Raw genomic sequence first — 17,943 nt, 5'->3', positions numbered from 1 at the left:
AACTGTTAATATTGAAGGAGTGGGCTGAGATTTAAAGCTAATCTACTACAGCCCCTTAAAAATAATAGGCGTTTGTTTTTGGTGGTCGTGCGCGAGTTCTATCATTTCTGGATTGGTCATCCCGATGCAGCAAGTATGGTGCTTAAAGATGGCTCAGGAAATATCTTGCTCTAACTAAAAACACTTAATGAATTAATAATAATTTGCACTCAATTAGGGCGATGCACTACGCAAGGCACTATTAAAGTGCCTTTTTTATTCCCCCTAAATTAATACACGCTTAAAATCAATAGCTTAAGTGTTGGCGTACTATTTGCTTTCTTTATCTGGATAATTTTTTAGAAAACTCTAGGGGAAATTGAGAAATGGAAGCGTTAGTTTCGTCAAATGACGTATTATTTGTATTGTTAGGCGCCATTATGGTGCTTGCTATGCATGCGGGTTTTGCATTTTTGGAGCTTGGTACGGTACGTAAGAAAAACCAGGTGAATGCGCTAGTTAAAATTATTGTAGATTTTTCAGTCTCTACAATTGCTTACTTCTTTATTGGTTACAGCATTGCTTACGGCGTCAATTTTTTCAGCAGTGCAGAGGTGTTAGCGGAAGGAAATGGTTACGGGCTAGTAAAGTTTTTCTTTCTTTTGACCTTTGCTGCAGCAATTCCTGCCATCGTCTCTGGTGGCATTGCTGAGCGTGCTAAATTCAATCCCCAACTCGCAGCCACTTTCTTAATTGTGGGCTTTGTTTACCCATTTTTTGAGGGCATTGCGTGGAATAATCATTTTGGCATTCAAGATTGGTTTGTCGCGACATTTGGCGCTAAGTTTCATGATTTTGCTGGTTCGGTTGTTGTTCATGCTATGGGAGGCTGGATCGCACTTGCTGCCGTGATCTTACTGGGTGCTCGCCAAGGCAGGTATAGCAAAGATGGTCTTTTACATGCTCACCCACCTTCAAATATTCCTTTTTTAGCACTAGGTGCGTGGATACTTACTGTCGGCTGGTTTGGTTTTAATGTGATGTCAGCACAGTCAGTTCAGGGGATTTCTGGTTTGGTTGCGGTTAACTCACTGATGGCCTTAGTGGGTGGTACTCTAGTCGCTTTAATGATGGGTAAAAACGACCCTGGTTTTGTTCACAACGGTCCTTTAGCGGGTTTAGTTGCAGTATGTGCTGGCTCAGATGTAATGCATCCACTTGGCGCATTAGTCACTGGTGGCATTGCGGGCATGCTGTTCGTTTGGGCTTTCACATTGACACAAAATCGTCTTAAGATTGATGATGTATTAGGTGTTTGGCCACTACATGGATTATGTGGTGCTTGGGGCGGTATTGCTGCTGGGATTTTCGGTGCTAAAGCTCTTGGTGGAACTGGCGGTGGTGCTGATGGCATCAGTTTCATGTCACAACTGATAGGTACTGGCTTGGGCATTACTATTGCGTTAATTGGTGGGATAGTTATTTACGGCAGCCTGAAAATTTTAATAGGAATCCGCTTAACTCAAGAAGAGGAATTTGATGGAGCGGATTTGAGCATCCACAAAATTGCAGCTACTGCTGATAATTAATCAAGTCTTATAGGTTCGGTTAAGTATTAGTTAAGTCTGTCGTAATTCAAATAAAGGCTCTTGCAATGAGCCTTTATTTGATACTTTTATAGGAATTTTGTAAAGTTATAACAATCTGTCAATCTTATAAATTGTATTCCATACTTTTTTAGATAGTCATAGGGCAAACTACTTATCAAGCCTTTCAATCCCAAGTAACTTCAAAACGTACTTCTCATAAATAGGTTCTGAACTGCCTCCTTTGATTTTATAGATGAAGTATTTCTCAAAAGCTACTTTCGCCCAGTGCACCCATTTACCTTTTTTAATCCAATTAACATTGCGTGGAGGTAGTTGAGGTAATGCAACAAACACAGCGCCAGTATTTCCCATATCTGCTAAACAAATAGCATTCCATGAGCCCTTTGCATCTGCTGTTTGACCTGTAATATCTGCAGCAATATTATGCACAATCGCTGTGACCATAGACTCAATCATATAGCCAGTTTTGGGTGCCCCTGTTGGAACTGGGGTGACTTCTACTGGTGGTATGGCAATGCATACTCCTGCTGCAAAGATATTGTGGTATTTTTTGCTACGTTGATGCTCATCTACCAGCACGAAGCCGCGTGGGTTACATAAGCCTTCAACATTGGCAACTGGATCAACTCCTTTAAACGATGGCAACATCATTGAGTATTTGAATGGTAGCTCATGCTCTTGAACCAACTTACCCTGCATATCAAGCTCAGTCACATACATCTTGCCAGCTTCAACTTTGGTTACTTTCGCATTCGTAATCCATTTAATGTCGTTGTGACGGAATTCCGACTCCAACATACCTTTAGAATCACCTACGCCGCCTAAACCTAAATGGCCAATATATGGTTCACTGGTGACATAGGTGAGGGGTACTTTATTACGTAGCTTGCGCTTGCGCAGATCTCTATTAAAAATGAAAGCAAACTCATAAGCTGGACCAAAACAACTAGCGCCTGGCATTGCTCCAATAATAGCTGGGCCAGGCTCTTGTAAGAATGTTTGATATGCTTCGGCGGCCTTTACCGCATGGTCTACAGAGCAAATTGAGTGAGTAAAACCTTCTGGGCCAGATCCAGATACCTCTTCAAAAGCTAGCCTAGGGCCAGTCGTGATGACGAGATAATCATACTTAACATGCTCGCCATTTTTCAGTGTGAGTGAATTATGTTCAGCATCGATTTTATCAACCGGCTGTGCAATAAAGGCAATACCTTTCTTTTTAAGGTAAGGATCTATAGGAAAAGTAATATCATCGCGTTCTCGCCATCCAACCGCTATCCACGGGTTAGAGGGTACAAACTGAAAGTAATCTACTGAATTAATCACGGTAATCTGATGCGTGTTATCCAGCTTTTCTTTCAATTCGTATGCCGTTGGCATTCCACCAATGCCTGCTCCAAGAATTACGATATGTGCCATTTACTATCCTTTATAGTTATCGTTGATTATTTTTATTTCTGCACTGCCTTGCTATTTAACTGTTGATTAATTTCTTTTAAACGCGCCTCATTTAGCTCGCCTGCTGAAGCCGAAAGGTTAAGTAATGCCAGCAGAACCTGATAGCGACTGCGAGAAAGCGCCAGCCGTGTGTTATTAAGTTCTTGCTCGGAATTAAGCACATCAAGCATTGTTCGGTCGCCTACATCGCGCCCTAAACGGGTTGAGTCAAGCTTAACTTCTGCAGAATGTTCTGCTTGTTCTAGCGCCTTTACCTGCCCTTGGCCTACATTAAGCGCCATCCAAGCAGACCTTGCTTGATGAGCCACTTGTTGTTTTGCGACTTCAGTTTGATTGCGCGCTTTATCCTGTAAGGCAACCGCTTCTTGGTAACGCGCATCTCGCATCCCACCACTGTAAAGTGGAATAGTGAGCTGCAAACCAAGGCTAACTTGCCGATTTGTAAGGCTGGCATCATGACTATCCAGACCTTGCAAGCGCTCGCCACCTGCCAGTGCAACTAGATTAACAATGGGTGATAAGCTACCTTGATGCTTGCCAATCTCAGCTTGCGCTATATCTTGCTGTAATTGTTGAATATGCACTTGCGGATGATTCATTTGCGCACGATTAATCCAGCTCTGTAAATCACCACCAGAGAAATGTTGTAGGTCAACTTTTGGTGGCAGCAGCGCTAATATCACTTTATTATTTGCTGCAATATCTTCCCCAGTCATGTCCCCTAGTGCGGCTAGGACAAGTTGCAAGTTTCCTGCCGCCTCAAGCACTTGCGATGCGAGCATATCGTAACGCGCTTGTGTTTCGTGCGTATCAATAATCGCCACATCACCTTCTTTAAAGCGCTCTTTTGCGCTAGCAAGCGCCTCAGTGATTGCCACTTGTTGACTGTTAAGGGTAGCCAAAGAGTCTTGTGCAAGCAGGGCATCGAAATAGGCTTGAGCGACGCGCAACATAAGCTGTTGTTCATCGCCACTTAATTGAACCTCAGCTAATTCTGCTTGCTTGTTGAGCTGTGTTGCAGAGCTATTGCGCGTAGCATCATATAGCGGATACTCAGCGCGCAGATTCATATTAAGATCTAGACCACCATTGGTTTTCGTGCGGAAATTGGTCGTGCCGTTGCTACCACTGCTTGCTCCAGCAAACTGCGCATTGGAGAATTGCGCATCGGTAATTTTATTATCATTACTCACGCCAGCCACGCCTGCATTAAGTGTCACTTGCGGACTTTTTAATGCTTGCGCTTGCTGAATTTTTGTCTTGCCAGCTTCAGCACCAGCTTTCGAGGCTGCAAATTGCGGGTCATGTGTTAGCGCGCCTTGCCAAGCATCAAACAAATCATAGGCCTGCGCTTGGTTAGCGTAAATTGCCATACCTAGTGCTAATAGTCTGAAGTACATCATTAGCAGCCTGCGCTCACACCTAACTTACGTAAAATTTTCTCCATCAAACACCAGCGAGTAAAGCCGCTTTGAAGTAAATTTACGCCAATAAAGGTAGTGAACCAAAGCCAATTTTCACTCACAAATAAAGGGCTAGCTTGTACGCCTAGTGCCAGTGAAAGCAAAATTAAACTACCTGCAATAATGCGAACCAGTTGCCATGAAGTCATGTTATTTCTCCTTTGAGTGTGATGTAAATGCTTAAACTTTTGTTTTATATGCCGTGTAATACAACAGCGGTATCACGATTAACGTTAATAAAGTTGAGACTAAGATGCCAAAAATTAATGAAATAGCTAAGCCATTAAAAATGGGATCATCCAGAATAAATAACGCACCTAATATTGCCGATAAGGCTGTTAGCAGAATTGGTTGTGTACGTGCAATCGCGGAGTTGATTACAGCTTCTTTTAATGGCCTGCCTTGCGCCGTTTCCAATTGAATAAAATCAACCAATAGAATTGAGTTGCGAACAATAATGCCCGCGAGTGCAATCATGCCTATCATGGATGTTGCAGTGAATTGTGCACCTAAAAGGGCATGACCAGGCATGACGCCAATAATGGTCAATGGAATCGGCGCCATAATGATTAATGGCATTAAATAAGAGCCAAATTGCGCTACCACTAACAAGTAAATCAATATCAGGCCAACAGCGTAGGCCGCGCCCATGTCGCGGAAAGTTTCATAAGTGACTTGCCACTCACCATCCCATTTCAGCGAAAAATGCTGCTGAGCTTCTTGAGGCTGACGAATAAAATACTCATCAAGCTTTCCATCGCCAGGTGCTTTAATGTTGAGAATCTCGCCACGCATCGCAAATAATCCGTACAAGGGGCTATCCAGTTGTCCGCCTAAATTACCAACGACATAATTCACAGGCAACATATCCTTGTGGTAAATCGGCTGTTCGCGTTGTGTGTCCTGTTTATTAACAAGCTCACTTATCGGCACCAGTTTGCCATTGGCGGCACGTACGCTAAGCTTGAGTAAGGCTTCAGAATCGGACTGCAGTTCTGCGGGTAAGCGTAGTTGAATAGGCGCTGGATACTTATTTGCATCATGCAGATAGGTCACATTCTCACCAGACAAACCTGCGCGCAGTGTGCTGACAATTGCCTCTTGAGTGATACCTAGCAAAGCTGCTTTTCTACGGTCTACTACCCATACCTGCTTAGGTGCTACTGAAGTTGCACTTTCGTCTATATCTACCACATCGGTAGTTTTTGCAAATATTTGCCTAACCTTGTGCGCCACTTCCTCACGCCCAGCTTGGTCTGGGCCGTATATTTCAGCCACAATTGGTGATAACACAGGTGGTCCAGGAGGGACTTCAACCACTTTAAGCTTTGCGCCCATTTCATCTGCAATTTTCTGCAAACTTGGGCGAACGCGATTCGCAATTGCATGGCTTTGCAAATCACGGTGCGCTTTGTCCACCAGATTAATTTGAATATCTCCTACGTCACCACCGCTACGCATATAGTATTGACGCACCAGCCCATTAAAATTAATTGGGGAAGCAAGTCCTACATAAGCTTGGTAATTTGCTACTTCTGGCACTGTAGCAAGGTAATCTGTCATCGCGTGTAATACGCTCGCGGTTTTTTCTAGCGGCGTGCCAGCAGGCATATCAACCACTACTTGAAACTCTGACTTATTATCAAAAGGTAGCATTTTCAACACAACCAACTTTGCCATAGGTAGTGCAAGTGAAATCACGATGAGTCCCGCAACAGCAAGCCATACAAACCTGCGGTTACGCTTGCCTCGATTGTCATTTAGAAGTGGTGTAAATGCTCGATTGAAGAATCTTGAAATATGTCCAGTCAGCTTATTTTGTTGATGATCTGCTTTTAACCATTGATGGCATAACCAAGGTGTAACTGTAAATGCGACGGCAAGGGAAATAAGCATGCCCATACTGGCGTTGATTGGAATAGGGCTCATATATGGCCCCATTAACCCACTCACAAAGGCCATCGGCAATAACGCGGCAATCACCGCTAACGTTGCGAGTATGGTTGGTCCACCGACTTCATCCACAGCTTTGGGGATAATTTCTAACAGTGGCTTGCCTTGATTAAGCTGCATTTGGCGATGTATGTTTTCAACCACGACAATTGCATCATCAACTAATATTCCGATTGAGAAAATCAATGCAAATAGTGAAACACGATTAAGGGTAAATCCCCATGCCCATGAAGCAAATAGCATGGCAGCAAGCGTTAGAATTACCGCAATTCCGACAATCGCTGCTTCACGTTTACCTAATGCTAAAAACACTAAAGCGACCACTGCGAGTGTGACAAAAATTAATTTATGGATAAGTTTTTGGGCTTTTTCATTGGCTGTATCACCATAATTTCTTGTGATTTCTAAGCCAACATCAGATGGAATTAACACATTTTTTAGCTGTTCAATCTGCTGGATGACAGCGCTGGTCACTTCTACTGCATTTTGTCCTGGTTTTTTTGTGACGGCAATGGTTACCGCTGGATACTCAATGGCTTCTACTGCACCGTTAACTTTAGCGCCATGCCAGACATAACGCGTAGCGGGTGGCGGTCCATCTTCAATAGTTGCGACACTGCCTAAGAACACTGGGTGGCTATCATGCACACTAATAACTAAATCAGCGACATCCTTTGCATCCGCTAAATACTCTCCAGACTCTAATGCCAGAGTATGGTTAGACTGCGTGGTCTCACCTAGCGGCGCTCCGACATTTGCACTTTGTAAAACTTGACGCAAATCCGCAAGCGTGACGCCATAAGCCGCCATTCGGGTTGGATCCAATTTTACATTGATAACGCGGCCTGGTCCGCCTAATGTGATGACTTCACGAGTACCTGAAACATGTTTAATTTCAGCTTCAAGTGTATGCGCAATGCGTTCAAGCTCATAAGCACCTTGTTGCTGATTTTTGGCATATAACGTGGCGGTCAGTATTGGTACGTCATCAATACCCTTGGGCTTAACAATCGGCTCACCGACACCGAGGTTTTTGGGGAGCCAGTCCTGATTAGAGTGTATCGTATTGTAAAGCTCGACTAGCGCCAATGTGCGAGATACGCCAACTTTGAATTGCACAGTAATGACCGCCATGCCAGAGCTTGAAACAGAGGTGACATGTTCAACGCCTGACATCTGCGATAGCACTTGTTCTGCTGGCACAGCCACCATCTGTTCGACATCACTCACTCGTGCGCCAGGAAACGGTATCAATACGTTAGCCATCGTCACATCAATTTGCGGCTCTTCTTCACGCGGCGTCACAATGATTGCAAACAGTCCCATTAGCAGCGCTAGTAGGGCTAATAGTGGCGTAATTTGGGCATTTTGAAAGTAGCCGGCAATTTTCCCAGAGATGCCAAGTGCTAGTGGAGAGTCAAGTTTTGTCATTTCTGACTTAACTCCTGCTCTTTGCAATTAAATTTAGCGCGGCTAGCGGATTTACTGCAGCCTGCTCGCCAGCTTCTACACCAGAGAGAATTTCAATATATTGAGCTGTGCCTTGCATTTGCTTTAACCCAACTCTCACTTGCCGTAATTGCGGCTTGCCTTGTTTCACTATATATAACAATGAAACCTCCCCACGTCGCATAACGGAAGTAGCAGGCACGAGTAAATGTGAGCTTTCATTACTCCCCACAACGGGCAATCCAACACGTGCAAACATCCCAGGTGATAAACGAGTGGTACCCATGAGTGACTCAGGTATATTGATACGCACCTTTACTTGATGGCTGGCCATATCTGCCGTAGGTAGCACAATCATCTGCTTCACTGGAAGATTGAAACTTAACTTGCTAACATCGGGAATTTCTATATTAAGATCAGAATTGTCATTCAGTTGAGATATGCGGTTCTGCGGTACGCTAGCAACAATACGTAGCACTTTAGGATCATAAATTGACAATAATGGGTTTCCAGGTAATGCCATATCACCTAGCTCAACATTCACTTCGGCTACCACACCGCTATAAGGTGCAACGATTGTATGTAAATCAGCGCCCACATTTGCAATTGAAATATTAGACTGTTGTGCTCTCACTTGAGCTTGTGCAGTTTTAAACTCAGCTTCGGCTTGCTCTAAAGCCGCCTGACTAAGGTAATTCTTTTCATATAGGCGTTTTTTACGTTCATAAGCTTGCTTTGCCGCCGATAGCTGGGCATTAGTAGCGGCGGCTTGCGCCTGACTTCCTGCAATTTGTTGTCGAGCTGCACGCGCATCGATGCGGACTAATACTTGACCAGCTTTAACAATATCACCTGCTTTTACAGATAGCATGGTGATACCGCCTTGCATTTCCGTCGCAATTTGAGTGCTTTTAGCTGATTCAACTACACCTTCAGCCTTGTATAGACTGGCAGAACTCACATTTAATACTGGGGATGTCACCAGAGGTTCTGCAAATGCAGGGATTGATACAAACAATAGTAAGGAAGCATAACTTTTAAAAATTCGGCTGCACATCGATAGATCCATTCAGATAGTTCCATTGATTATTTATAGATTAACGCTTAATATATAACCATATAGTTATATAGTCAATAAGTAATTAAACATACATTCTTTATCGTTGATATAATGGCAAGCAATATGGAAAAACTAAACGACATCGCGCTTGAACATATTGCGCAATATTTTCAAGCCTTATCAGAGCCTACTAGGCTCAAGATTTTGCACTCACTTCAAGATGGTGAACGCAATGTTAGTGAGTTAACTGAGCTATCTGGATGCACGCAGGCCAATGTATCTAAACATTTATCGCTGCTTGCAAAAATTGGATTAGTGAAACGAGAGTCGCGCGGCACAAGTGTTTATTACAATATTGCTGATCCAAGCATTTACACTTTATGCGAATTAGTCTGCGGACAAATTGGAAGCAGGCTCGCAGATGAAGCACCCTTGCGAGCCATGCTGTTAAGTAGTTTAGATAAATTTAATACTTAAGCGTTAACCCCAAATTAACCGAACGCCCCATGCCTGGAATTTGAGTGCCATGAACAACGCCTGTTCCCATCGTTGCACCTTGACCTAGATAAGCTCCGCCTAATGGATCCGCATAGTGTTTATCAAAGACGTTTTCAATACCTAGGTCTAAACGCGCAGATTTCCATTCATAACTTGAATACATATTCAACAAACCATAGCCTGCCGTTTTGAGCTCTTTGCGGATAGCTTGTACATTGTCTTTGCTATCGACTAATTTAAGCTGAACGGTATTCATCCACGCGCCAATATTATGCTCTAGCGCGAATTTGGCATTTAACGGCATGGTATTGTAGAGATTATCATTCGACGTGTTGTTTTTACCACGTACATAATTGAGCCCGCCAGAAACAGCGAAACTGCCTAAACTATAGCCACCGCTAAGTTCTTTTCTGCCTGAAATGTCAACTCCGTAGATACGTGCAGATTGGTTATCCAAACTTAAGTTAACAAAGCCATCGGTTCTTGCCATGCAGTTTTTACCTACTTTAGCGCAAGCAACTGCATCTATGTAGTCATCCACATAAGTGAAGTAGGGCGTAACAGTTAAGTTCCAGTTTTGTTGTTTATTATCGTGCCAATTAGCTGTAGCACTTAAGGTATGCGCAGTTTCTGGTGTTAGATTTAAATTACCCACATAGCCATTGCCATCACCATATAAATTATTCATATTCATGACCATGGTGTTGGTATTTGCCCAAACAAAACGCTCGTAAACATTCGGCGAGCGGGTTTTCATGGCATATCCAGCTTCATATGTTTGATTTACATTTGGCTGATAGCGTGTCAATGCGGTAAGGTCAAGATTGTTGTCTGTGCTTTTATGATCCAAAGCATTAAATGCAGCTGCCGCAACCTTATACGCGCTCATGCCGTTAGCCGCAGTGGTGTTATATCCTTGAATATCGCCAGCATTCATTTTCACAATGCTACTTCTTACCCCAACTTGGGAAAGCCATTGTTCACTCCATTTAGCTTCCCATTCGGCAAATATATCGTAGCGATCACGTTGCCCATTATTGATATTCTCAAAAGTCAGGGGTGCCATCATCATGCCAGTACCAGACTTTGGCCACCAGTCATCTAATCGATAACGCTGATATTCAGCACCGATTCGCAAAGTATCTCGAGCCGTCATCAAGATATCCGCATTCACTACTACGCCAGCATTTTGACCTTCCGTTTCCATCGGCATGCCAGGCGCGTTTCCATAAAGAAACTGCTTATCATCACCAAATTGCATGCTGTGACGGGTTTTTTCATAATAAGCACGAGCCTCTAACTTGCCCCAGTCATATTTTCCCTTATAGCTTAAGTTAAATTGTTTGCTATCGTTGCCCGTCATGTCCATGCGTTGATTGGGATAACCTTGGTAAGGAATGTCCTGCAATCCCAGTTTTAATTCTATTAAGTGATTTTCATGTTTTACACCAAAAGCTAAAGCATGATTGCGCGCTTTATAGGCGCTGGAACCAACTTCATCACCAGCGAGAATATGATTAGGTTTATCTGAAGAGGCGGCCGCAGTCGATTTAAAATTTCCACCTGAGGTGTAATTGTTAGCTTCAACGGTCGACCCGGTATAGCGCATATAAACTTTATCATTAGCAACGCTGGTAGATAAATTAACACCACGCGCATCGTTATTGCTGCGGTAAAAAGTACCTACAGTGGCTTTAATCAATAAGTCCTGTCCATCTTTAGCGAACTCAGGTGTAGCAGAATTGACTTGTATCGCACCTGCAATGCTATCGCCACCAACACTGACTGGCGTGATGCCTGCATAGACTTTGATATTCTCTATATTGCTTGGATCTATATACGAAAGAGGCGGGTTCATGTGATTGGCACAGCTGGAAATTAAATCCATACCATCCACTTTAATGCGAATGCGGTCATCAGCTAAACCGTGAATAGCTGGCAAGCTTGATACGCCACCAGCGCGATATAAACTTATACCAGGCTCATTTTCTAGTAGTGCAGCTGTGTCACTCGTATTAAGTGATGAAGCGCTAATCTCTTGCAATCTTTCCGCATGCACCTCAACACTTGGCAAAATAAGTGCTTCTGCGTGCGTAATGACTGGAGCGCTACCGAGTAAACATGATGTGAAAATGCGATTAACTAATAAGATTTTCTTTGAACAATTAAACGACATAACCTTAACTTTAAAATGGTTTTAAGTAAGGTCCATTTTATAGATTCTGCCATCACCTGAGAATGTGACATATTGTCGCAGCTTATTTATGAAATTTAGTTTTGCAATTTTCTATATAAAGTACGTTCGCTGATACCTAGTTTTTTAGCTAACACACGGCGGTCACCTTCATGCTGAGCAGCAACCCAAGTCAGATACTGTTTTTCAGCTTGCTCCAGAGAAATAATTTCTTGAGATAACGGACTTTCATTAAGCTTGGGCGGCTTATATTCTAGGGTGACATGTTCAGGCATGATGATGTCGCCATCGGTCATTAAACTAGCTCGCTCGAGAATATTGCGTAGTTCACGGATGTTGCCAGGAAAGTCGTAAGCGATAAGTTTGGCTAAAGTATCAGGATGCAGATTTAATTTGCGGTCAGGATTGATACGTGAAAGTAGCGTTGCAGATAATAGCGGTATATCCTCTCGACGCTCTGATAGTGAAGGCAAATGAATTGGGAAACTGCTAATGCGATAATATAAATCTTTACGAAAACTCTCTTGTTCCACCATCTTTTTCAAATCTCTATGAGTCGCCGATATCAATCTGAAATCTGCTCGCAAAGGCTCAACTCCACCAACTCTACGATAAGTACCCGTCTCAATTAAGCGTAATAACTTAACTTGTAAACTTAAAGGAATATCACCCACTTCATCTAAAAATAATGTACCGCCACTTGCACTTTCTACTAACCCGTACTTGCGTTGCGAAGCGCCAGTAAAAGCGCCTTTCTCATAACCAAACAACTCACTTTCAAATAAGGTTTCAGTTAAACCAGAGCAATCCACGGCCACAAAGGGTGCTTTGGCGCGCTTGCTGGCATTGTGTACGGCTTGCGCAACTAGCTCTTTACCAGTACCAGATTCACCCAGTAACAATACGGTAGCTTCAGATGGCGCTACACGCTCAACAAGGCCGAGCATATTGTTAAATAATGAAGAGCGACCAACCAAGCCTCTTGCGGAAGGGTGCGCACTGGCATCATGAATGGTTTGTATCATCTCTACAAAATAGGCGATTTCCCCAACGCTATTAAAAATAGGCGTTAACACGACGTCTACATGCTCTTCGCCACGAGGCGTTTGATGCAAATGCAATACACGCTGCGATTGTTTGGTTGTTGAGCTAAGTTTAAGTGGGCATGATTCACCAGCCTCATCACACGGTCTATCAAAGTGATGCGATACTTCATAGCAGTGCCGACCTACCATCTGAGCTTTGCCACCATACTCAAGACGATAAGCTACGTTAGCCGCAAGGATTGTGTAATCCTTACTCAGCACAATGCATGGTTGAGGCTGACTATCTAGATAAGATAATAGCTCCGAAATTTGTTCTTCATTCATCTCAACAACTCCATAAAACTGCCATATTTGGCAGTTTATGCCATTTTTATGAAAATATACCGCCATATTTGGCAAATATATTTATATATTTCATATTAATTATTATATGGAAGCCAATATAGACATTATTTATCCATTAAAACAATTAGTTAAATTCATTCAATTGAAGCATGGCACGTTTAATGCTGTTATTTCAGTACAAACCAGTAAATCAAAGAAAGTTGGATGTGTGAAAGAAACGTTAGCTAGTAACAAAACAGAAGTACCAGACGTAGCAAATGAAGTTGTGATTTCACTATACGCCTCGCAAGAGAAAATCTACCAACGCAGCACATTTGGTTTTTTTACAAAATGGCGTTGGGCAATGATATGGATTACTCAAATTGTATTTTATGGCATACCTTGGCTTGAGTGGGGTCACCGCCAAGCCTTGTTGTTTGATTTGGGCACAAGACGCTTTTACATTTTTAATTTAGTTTTGTATCCACAGGACTTAATCTATCTCACGGCAATTCTCATCATTTCCGCACTTTCACTGTTCTTATTTACTGCAATCGCAGGTCGCTTGTGGTGTGGTTACACCTGCCCACAAACGGTGTATACAGAAATTTTTATGTGGATAGAGCATAAAATAGAAGGTGAACGTGGGGCTCGGATGAAGCTTGATTCCGCTGGAATGTCCTCTAATAAACTGATTAAAAAAAGTGCTAAACATTTTGTGTGGATTACTTTTGCGTTATGGACTGGCTTCTCTTTTGTAGGTTATTTCACACCCATTCGTGATTTGGCTCATTCAGTGATTAACCTGAGTCTTGGCCCATGGGAAACTTTCTGGATTTGTTTTTATGGCTTTGCTACCTATGGCAATGCAGGTTTTATGCGTGAGCAAGTTTGCAAATACATGTGCCCTTATGCGCGCTTTCAAAGTGCAATGTTTGATGATGACACCTTGATTGTGACTTACGATGAAGCTCGCGGAGAACCACGTGGCGCACGTTCACGTAAAGATGATGCAAAATCTAAAGAATTAGGCTCTTGTATTGATTGCGGACTATGCGTTCAAGTTTGTCCGACAGGCATAGATATTCGTAAAGGATTGCAATACGAATGCATAGGTTGTGGTGCCTGTGCGGATGTTTGTGATACGGTAATGGATAAAGTAGGTTATGAACGTGGATTGGTTAAGTATTCAACGCAAAATGCCATGAATAATAACTGGACCAAGAAAGAAATGTTGCAACGAATACTTAGACCGCGTGTCATTATTTACGCTGCTGTTTTAAGCATATTAGTGGGCAGCCTACTCACAAGCCTATGGTTAAGAACCCCTTTCCGTGTGGATGTTGTCCGCGACCGTGGTGTCATGTCGCGGCTCTCTGATGATGGTATGCTAGAAAACGTATACCGCTTACAAATTATGAATGGCACCGAGATTACTCAACACTATCAAATGAGTGTCAGCGGCCTTGAAGGACTTAAAATAGAAATGGCTGATAGTGACCATAGTTCAAAAAACAAAGAAAATAGTGAGTCCGTTATGGTTAAACCAGCAGAGGCTCGCTGGGTAATTGTTGATTTAAAAGTGCCTGATGGCACTATACAACCAGGCTCTCATAAGATTAACTTTCATATTAAAGCCATTGAGAGCAATCAATCCATAGAGGAAAAATCAATCTTTCTAGTGCCAAGGTCATAAGATAGATCATGTGATCATTTAAAGTTGAGGAATGCGACATCTTGTCGCATTCCTTTTAGAAACGATTTCACTTAGACTGAGAGCTGTTTTAGAGAATGCGACTACAGCGGCTTAATCACTTAAGGTACACCCATGATTACTCAGTATTTTGATCACCTTAAACATCTTAAAGAGTCCAAAAAACCTGGTCGCTTGGCTATTGAAATTAGCCTTATTCTAGCCATTAAAATTTTCCTTTTATGGCTGTTATGGGCACTTTGTTTTTCTCACCCAATCGCTAAAGACGCCAGGCAATTGGCCGTTACTCGCATCATATTAAATCACTCTAATTAGTTAGGTTTGCCAATGCTACCCTCCGCCGAAGTTGTTGATCTCTCCCGCTTACAATTTGGTGCTACAGCGTTGTACCACTTTTTGTTCGTACCACTTACGCTAGGATTATCATGGATTTTGGTCATCATGGAATCCGTATACGTGATGACTGGCAAGCAAGTCTATAAAGACATGACCAAGTTTTGGGGAAAGTTATTCGGCATTAACTTTGCCATGGGGGTCACCACAGGCATCACCATGGAGTTTCAATTTGGAACCAACTGGGCTTATTACTCACATTACGTAGGCGATATATTTGGCGCACCACTTGCCATTGAAGGGCTCATGGCGTTCTTTTTAGAGTCAACTTTTGTTGGCTTATTCTTTTTCGGCTGGGATAAATTATCAAAAGAAAAACATTTGATGGTTACTTTTCTAGTTGCGTTAGGTTCCAACTTATCAGCATTATGGATATTAATCGCAAATGGCTGGATGCAAAATCCTGTGGGCGCTGAATTCAATTTTGAAACAATGCGAATGGAAATGACTAGCTTTTCCGCACTCATTTTCAATCCAGTGGCCCAGGTAAAGTTTGTTCATACCGTTGCGGCAGGCTATACAACTGCTTCCATGTTCGTGTTAGGCATTTCTTCATGGTACCTACTTAAAAAGCGCGACACTGGCTTTGCGCTTCGCTCTATAGCTGTTGCATCTGGTTTTGGTTTGGCGTCCATCCTGTCTGTGATTATCTTGGGTGATGAGTCAGGCTATGCCACGGGAGAGGTGCAAAAAGTGAAACTGGCTGCCATTGAATCCGAGTGGCATACCGAACCAGCGCCAGCCGCATTTACAGTCTTTGGGATTCCTAATCAAGCAGAGGAGCGTACTGATTACGCGATTAAAGTCCCGTATTTATTAGGATTAATCGCCACTCGCTCACTTGATGAAGAGGTAACTGGCTTAGTTGATATTAAAAACCAAAATGAAATACGTATTCGCAATGGCATGCAGTCTTATGCAGATTTACAACGCTTAAAAGAGGGTGATAAGTCCGAATCTTCAATGGCTGCATTTGATAAAACTAAGCAGGACTTAGGCTTTGGTCTACTGCTCAAAAAATATACACCTAATGTTACAGACGCAACAGAGGCGCAAATAAAACTAGCTGCTTCAGACACCATTCCCAATGTGTTCGCCTTATTCTGGTCTTTTCGCGTGATGGTGGCCATGGCTTTCCTGATGTTCTTTATATTCGCAGCGTCATTTTATTTCACCATCAAACGTAGCATGGAAAAGCAAACTTGGTTATTGCGATTAGCACTGTATGCAATTCCAGCGCCATGGATTGCTGCTGAAATGGGTTGGGTAGTCGCAGAGATGGGACGTCAGCCATGGACGATTTCTGGCATATTGCCAACGCATCTCTCCACGTCATCATTAACGGTTGGTAATTTATATTTTAGCTTAGCTGGGTTTATTGGCTTCTATACGCTACTGTTGATAGTTGAGATGTTTCTGATGTTTAAATATGCAAGGCTGGGGCCATCAAGCTTGCATACAGGACGTTACTTTTTCGAAAAAAGTCAGCCAATCATTACTCAAGCCTAAGGAAATATCATGACATTTTTTGATTATGAAACTCTAAAACTCATCTGGTGGCTATTTATTGGAGTTTTGCTGATTGGTTTTGCAGTAATGGATGGTTTCGATATGGGGGTTGCGGCTTGGCTACCATTTTTAGGTAAGACAGATGATGAGCGTAGGGTCATTATTAATACGATTGGCCCCGTTTGGGAAGGCAATCAAACTTGGCTAATTACTGCTGGCGGGGCAGTCTTTGCGGCATGGCCTCTGGTATATGCGGCGGCATTTTCAGGGCTTTATGTAGCATTGCTGCTAGTTCTGTTCGCATTATTTTTTAGACCTGTAGGTTTTGATTATCGCAGCAAACTAGCCAATCAGAATTGGCGTAACGGCTGGGACTGGGCGCTATTTGCAGGCGGCGCAATTCCAGCCTTAGTTTTTGGCGTTGCCTTTGGCAACTTATTACTAGGCTTGCCATTTCATTATGACAATACTTTACGTTCATTCTACACAGGTAGCTTTTGGCAACTACTTAATCCGTTTGCACTTTTATGTGGGGTAGTAAGCCTATCCATGCTCATGATGCATGGAGCTGTTTACTTACAATTACGTAGCGATGGCATTGTGCAAAAGCGCGCACAACAAGCCGCACTTTTCTCTGGCATTGTTTGTGCGATTACATTTGCACTTGCGGGTGTTTGGGTTGCCTACGGGCTAGATGGCTACGCCATTACATCTTTGCAAGATGTAAATATTGCACTTAATCCATTAACCAAGTCCGTAGAAATATCTGCTGGTGGCTGGCTGACTAATTATCACACATACCCATGGATGATTTTGGCACCTGTTGCAGGCTTTATAGGTATTGCATTAGCTCTAATAAATGCAAGATTTAAAAATGAGCGAACTGCATTTTTCTTTAGCAGCATTACCATAGCGGGAATTATTCTAACAGCAGGGTTCTCCATGTTTCCTTTTATCATGCCTTCCAGCACAGACCCCACCAGCAGTTTGACAATTTGGGATGCCGTTTCAAGTAAAAAAACGTTAGGTATTATGTTTGTAGTGACGATTATTTTCTTGCCACTGATTTTAATTTACACCGCTTGGGTATTCCGCGTTCTGAGAGGCAAGGTGACTATTCAATCGATTAAAGACAATACGCATACAGCGTATTAAACTTTACAATTTAGGAGATTAAAATGTGGTATTTCACTTGGATTTTAGGCGTTGGACTAGCACTAGCCTTTGGCATTATTAACGTCATGTGGTTAGAAGCGGAGCAACCTGACGATGGTCAATAGTTTTAATAAGATT

14 protein-coding genes are annotated in these 17,943 nt (G+C 42.7%); 7 read left to right on the top strand and 7 right to left on the bottom strand.

Features of this window, described 5'->3' with window-relative positions:
* Positions 1-365: 365 nt before the first annotated feature.
* Complete coding sequence (locus tag PSV17_RS09450; RefSeq protein WP_300481922.1) at positions 366-1,568, top strand: ammonium transporter; 1,203 nt, start codon at positions 366-368, stop codon at positions 1,566-1,568.
* 168 nt (positions 1,569-1,736) lie between these two features.
* Here the strand turns inward: PSV17_RS09450 and PSV17_RS09445 are convergent, their stop codons facing one another.
* Genes PSV17_RS09445 through PSV17_RS09425 form a run of 5 tightly spaced genes read right to left on the bottom strand, consistent with a single transcriptional unit; the run spans position 1,737 to position 8,981 of the window.
* A complete protein-coding gene (locus PSV17_RS09445) occupies positions 1,737-3,008 on the bottom strand; it encodes an FAD/NAD(P)-binding oxidoreductase (protein ID WP_300481920.1) in 1,272 nt (423 codons plus the stop codon).
* Positions 3,009-3,040: 32 nt separating this feature from the next.
* Positions 3,041-4,450: a TolC family outer membrane protein gene (locus PSV17_RS09440; RefSeq protein ID WP_300481919.1), complete on the bottom strand. Its 1,410-nt coding sequence runs from the start codon at positions 4,448-4,450 to the stop codon at positions 3,041-3,043.
* Complete coding sequence (locus PSV17_RS09435; protein ID WP_300481917.1) at positions 4,450-4,659, bottom strand: DUF2892 domain-containing protein; 210 nt, start codon at positions 4,657-4,659, stop codon at positions 4,450-4,452. The genes PSV17_RS09440 and PSV17_RS09435 overlap by 1 nt, the downstream gene beginning before the upstream one ends.
* 31 nt (positions 4,660-4,690) lie before the next feature.
* Positions 4,691-7,894, bottom strand: a complete 3,204-nt coding sequence (locus tag PSV17_RS09430; protein WP_300481915.1) for an efflux RND transporter permease subunit — start codon at positions 7,892-7,894, stop codon at positions 4,691-4,693.
* Between the two features lie 7 nt (positions 7,895-7,901).
* Positions 7,902-8,981: an efflux RND transporter periplasmic adaptor subunit gene (locus tag PSV17_RS09425; protein WP_300481914.1), complete on the bottom strand. Its 1,080-nt coding sequence runs from the start codon at positions 8,979-8,981 to the stop codon at positions 7,902-7,904.
* A 114-nt stretch (positions 8,982-9,095) separates the two neighbouring features.
* On the opposite strand from PSV17_RS09425, the gene PSV17_RS09420 reads away from it, so the two are divergent.
* Positions 9,096-9,449 carry a metalloregulator ArsR/SmtB family transcription factor gene (locus tag PSV17_RS09420; protein WP_300481913.1) on the top strand — a complete coding sequence of 118 codons (354 nt, stop codon included), beginning with the start codon at positions 9,096-9,098 and terminating at the stop codon, positions 9,447-9,449.
* Here the strand turns inward: PSV17_RS09420 and PSV17_RS09415 are convergent.
* Both PSV17_RS09415 and PSV17_RS09410 read right to left on the bottom strand, forming a co-directional pair.
* Positions 9,439-11,646, bottom strand: a complete 2,208-nt coding sequence (locus PSV17_RS09415; RefSeq protein WP_300481912.1) for a TonB-dependent receptor — start codon at positions 11,644-11,646, stop codon at positions 9,439-9,441. The two genes, PSV17_RS09420 and PSV17_RS09415, sit on opposite strands and share 11 nt — an antisense overlap.
* A 95-nt stretch (positions 11,647-11,741) precedes the next feature.
* A complete protein-coding gene (locus PSV17_RS09410) occupies positions 11,742-13,034 on the bottom strand; it encodes a sigma-54-dependent Fis family transcriptional regulator (RefSeq protein WP_300481911.1) in 1,293 nt (430 codons plus the stop codon).
* A 106-nt stretch (positions 13,035-13,140) separates the two neighbouring features.
* Between PSV17_RS09410 and ccoG the strand changes: the two genes are divergently transcribed.
* The 5 genes from ccoG (at position 13,141) to cydX (ending at position 17,930) form a co-directional block, all read left to right on the top strand.
* On the top strand, positions 13,141-14,730 hold the full coding sequence (gene ccoG, locus PSV17_RS09405) for a cytochrome c oxidase accessory protein CcoG (protein WP_300481910.1): 1,590 nt from the start codon (positions 13,141-13,143) through the stop codon (positions 14,728-14,730).
* A 132-nt stretch (positions 14,731-14,862) separates the two neighbouring features.
* Positions 14,863-15,063, top strand: coding sequence for a cytochrome oxidase putative small subunit CydP (gene cydP / locus PSV17_RS09400; RefSeq protein ID WP_300481908.1), 201 nt, complete (start codon positions 14,863-14,865; stop codon positions 15,061-15,063).
* Between the two features lie 12 nt (positions 15,064-15,075).
* A complete protein-coding gene (locus tag PSV17_RS09395; RefSeq protein WP_300481906.1) occupies positions 15,076-16,650 on the top strand; it encodes a cytochrome ubiquinol oxidase subunit I in 1,575 nt (524 codons plus the stop codon).
* A gap of 9 nt (positions 16,651-16,659) precedes the next feature.
* A complete protein-coding gene (gene cydB / locus PSV17_RS09390; protein WP_300481904.1) occupies positions 16,660-17,805 on the top strand; it encodes a cytochrome d ubiquinol oxidase subunit II in 1,146 nt (381 codons plus the stop codon).
* 23 nt (positions 17,806-17,828) lie between these two features.
* Entirely contained in the window at positions 17,829-17,930 is a 102-nt protein-coding gene (gene cydX, locus PSV17_RS09385) for a cytochrome bd-I oxidase subunit CydX (RefSeq protein ID WP_300481902.1), read from the top strand.
* Positions 17,931-17,943 lie beyond the last annotated feature (13 nt).

The sequence above is a fragment of the Methylotenera sp. genome, assembly GCF_029946165.1.
Lineage (GTDB): Bacteria > Pseudomonadota > Gammaproteobacteria > Burkholderiales > Methylophilaceae > Methylotenera.
This window is presented reverse-complemented; position numbering and strand designations above follow the sequence as displayed.

What these genes read in the sequence shown, in the direction of transcription:
- PSV17_RS09450 (WP_300481922.1), top strand. Translation starts at nt 366, where the DNA reads ATGGAAGCGTTAGTTTCGTCAAATGACGTATTATTTGTATTGTTAGGC.
- PSV17_RS09445 (WP_300481920.1), bottom strand. Translation starts at nt 3,008, where the DNA reads ATGGCACATATCGTAATTCTTGGAGCAGGCATTGGTGGAATGCCAACG.
- PSV17_RS09440 (WP_300481919.1), bottom strand. Translation starts at nt 4,450, where the DNA reads ATGATGTACTTCAGACTATTAGCACTAGGTATGGCAATTTACGCTAAC.
- PSV17_RS09435 (WP_300481917.1), bottom strand. Translation starts at nt 4,659, where the DNA reads ATGACTTCATGGCAACTGGTTCGCATTATTGCAGGTAGTTTAATTTTG.
- PSV17_RS09430 (WP_300481915.1), bottom strand. Translation starts at nt 7,894, where the DNA reads ATGACAAAACTTGACTCTCCACTAGCACTTGGCATCTCTGGGAAAATT.
- PSV17_RS09425 (WP_300481914.1), bottom strand. Translation starts at nt 8,981, where the DNA reads ATGGATCTATCGATGTGCAGCCGAATTTTTAAAAGTTATGCTTCCTTA.
- PSV17_RS09420 (WP_300481913.1), top strand. Translation starts at nt 9,096, where the DNA reads ATGGAAAAACTAAACGACATCGCGCTTGAACATATTGCGCAATATTTT.
- PSV17_RS09415 (WP_300481912.1), bottom strand. Translation starts at nt 11,646, where the DNA reads ATGTCGTTTAATTGTTCAAAGAAAATCTTATTAGTTAATCGCATTTTC.
- PSV17_RS09410 (WP_300481911.1), bottom strand. Translation starts at nt 13,034, where the DNA reads ATGAATGAAGAACAAATTTCGGAGCTATTATCTTATCTAGATAGTCAG.
- ccoG (WP_300481910.1), top strand. Translation starts at nt 13,141, where the DNA reads ATGGAAGCCAATATAGACATTATTTATCCATTAAAACAATTAGTTAAA.
- cydP (WP_300481908.1), top strand. Translation starts at nt 14,863, where the DNA reads ATGATTACTCAGTATTTTGATCACCTTAAACATCTTAAAGAGTCCAAA.
- PSV17_RS09395 (WP_300481906.1), top strand. Translation starts at nt 15,076, where the DNA reads ATGCTACCCTCCGCCGAAGTTGTTGATCTCTCCCGCTTACAATTTGGT.
- cydB (WP_300481904.1), top strand. Translation starts at nt 16,660, where the DNA reads ATGACATTTTTTGATTATGAAACTCTAAAACTCATCTGGTGGCTATTT.
- cydX (WP_300481902.1), top strand. Translation starts at nt 17,829, where the DNA reads ATGTGGTATTTCACTTGGATTTTAGGCGTTGGACTAGCACTAGCCTTT.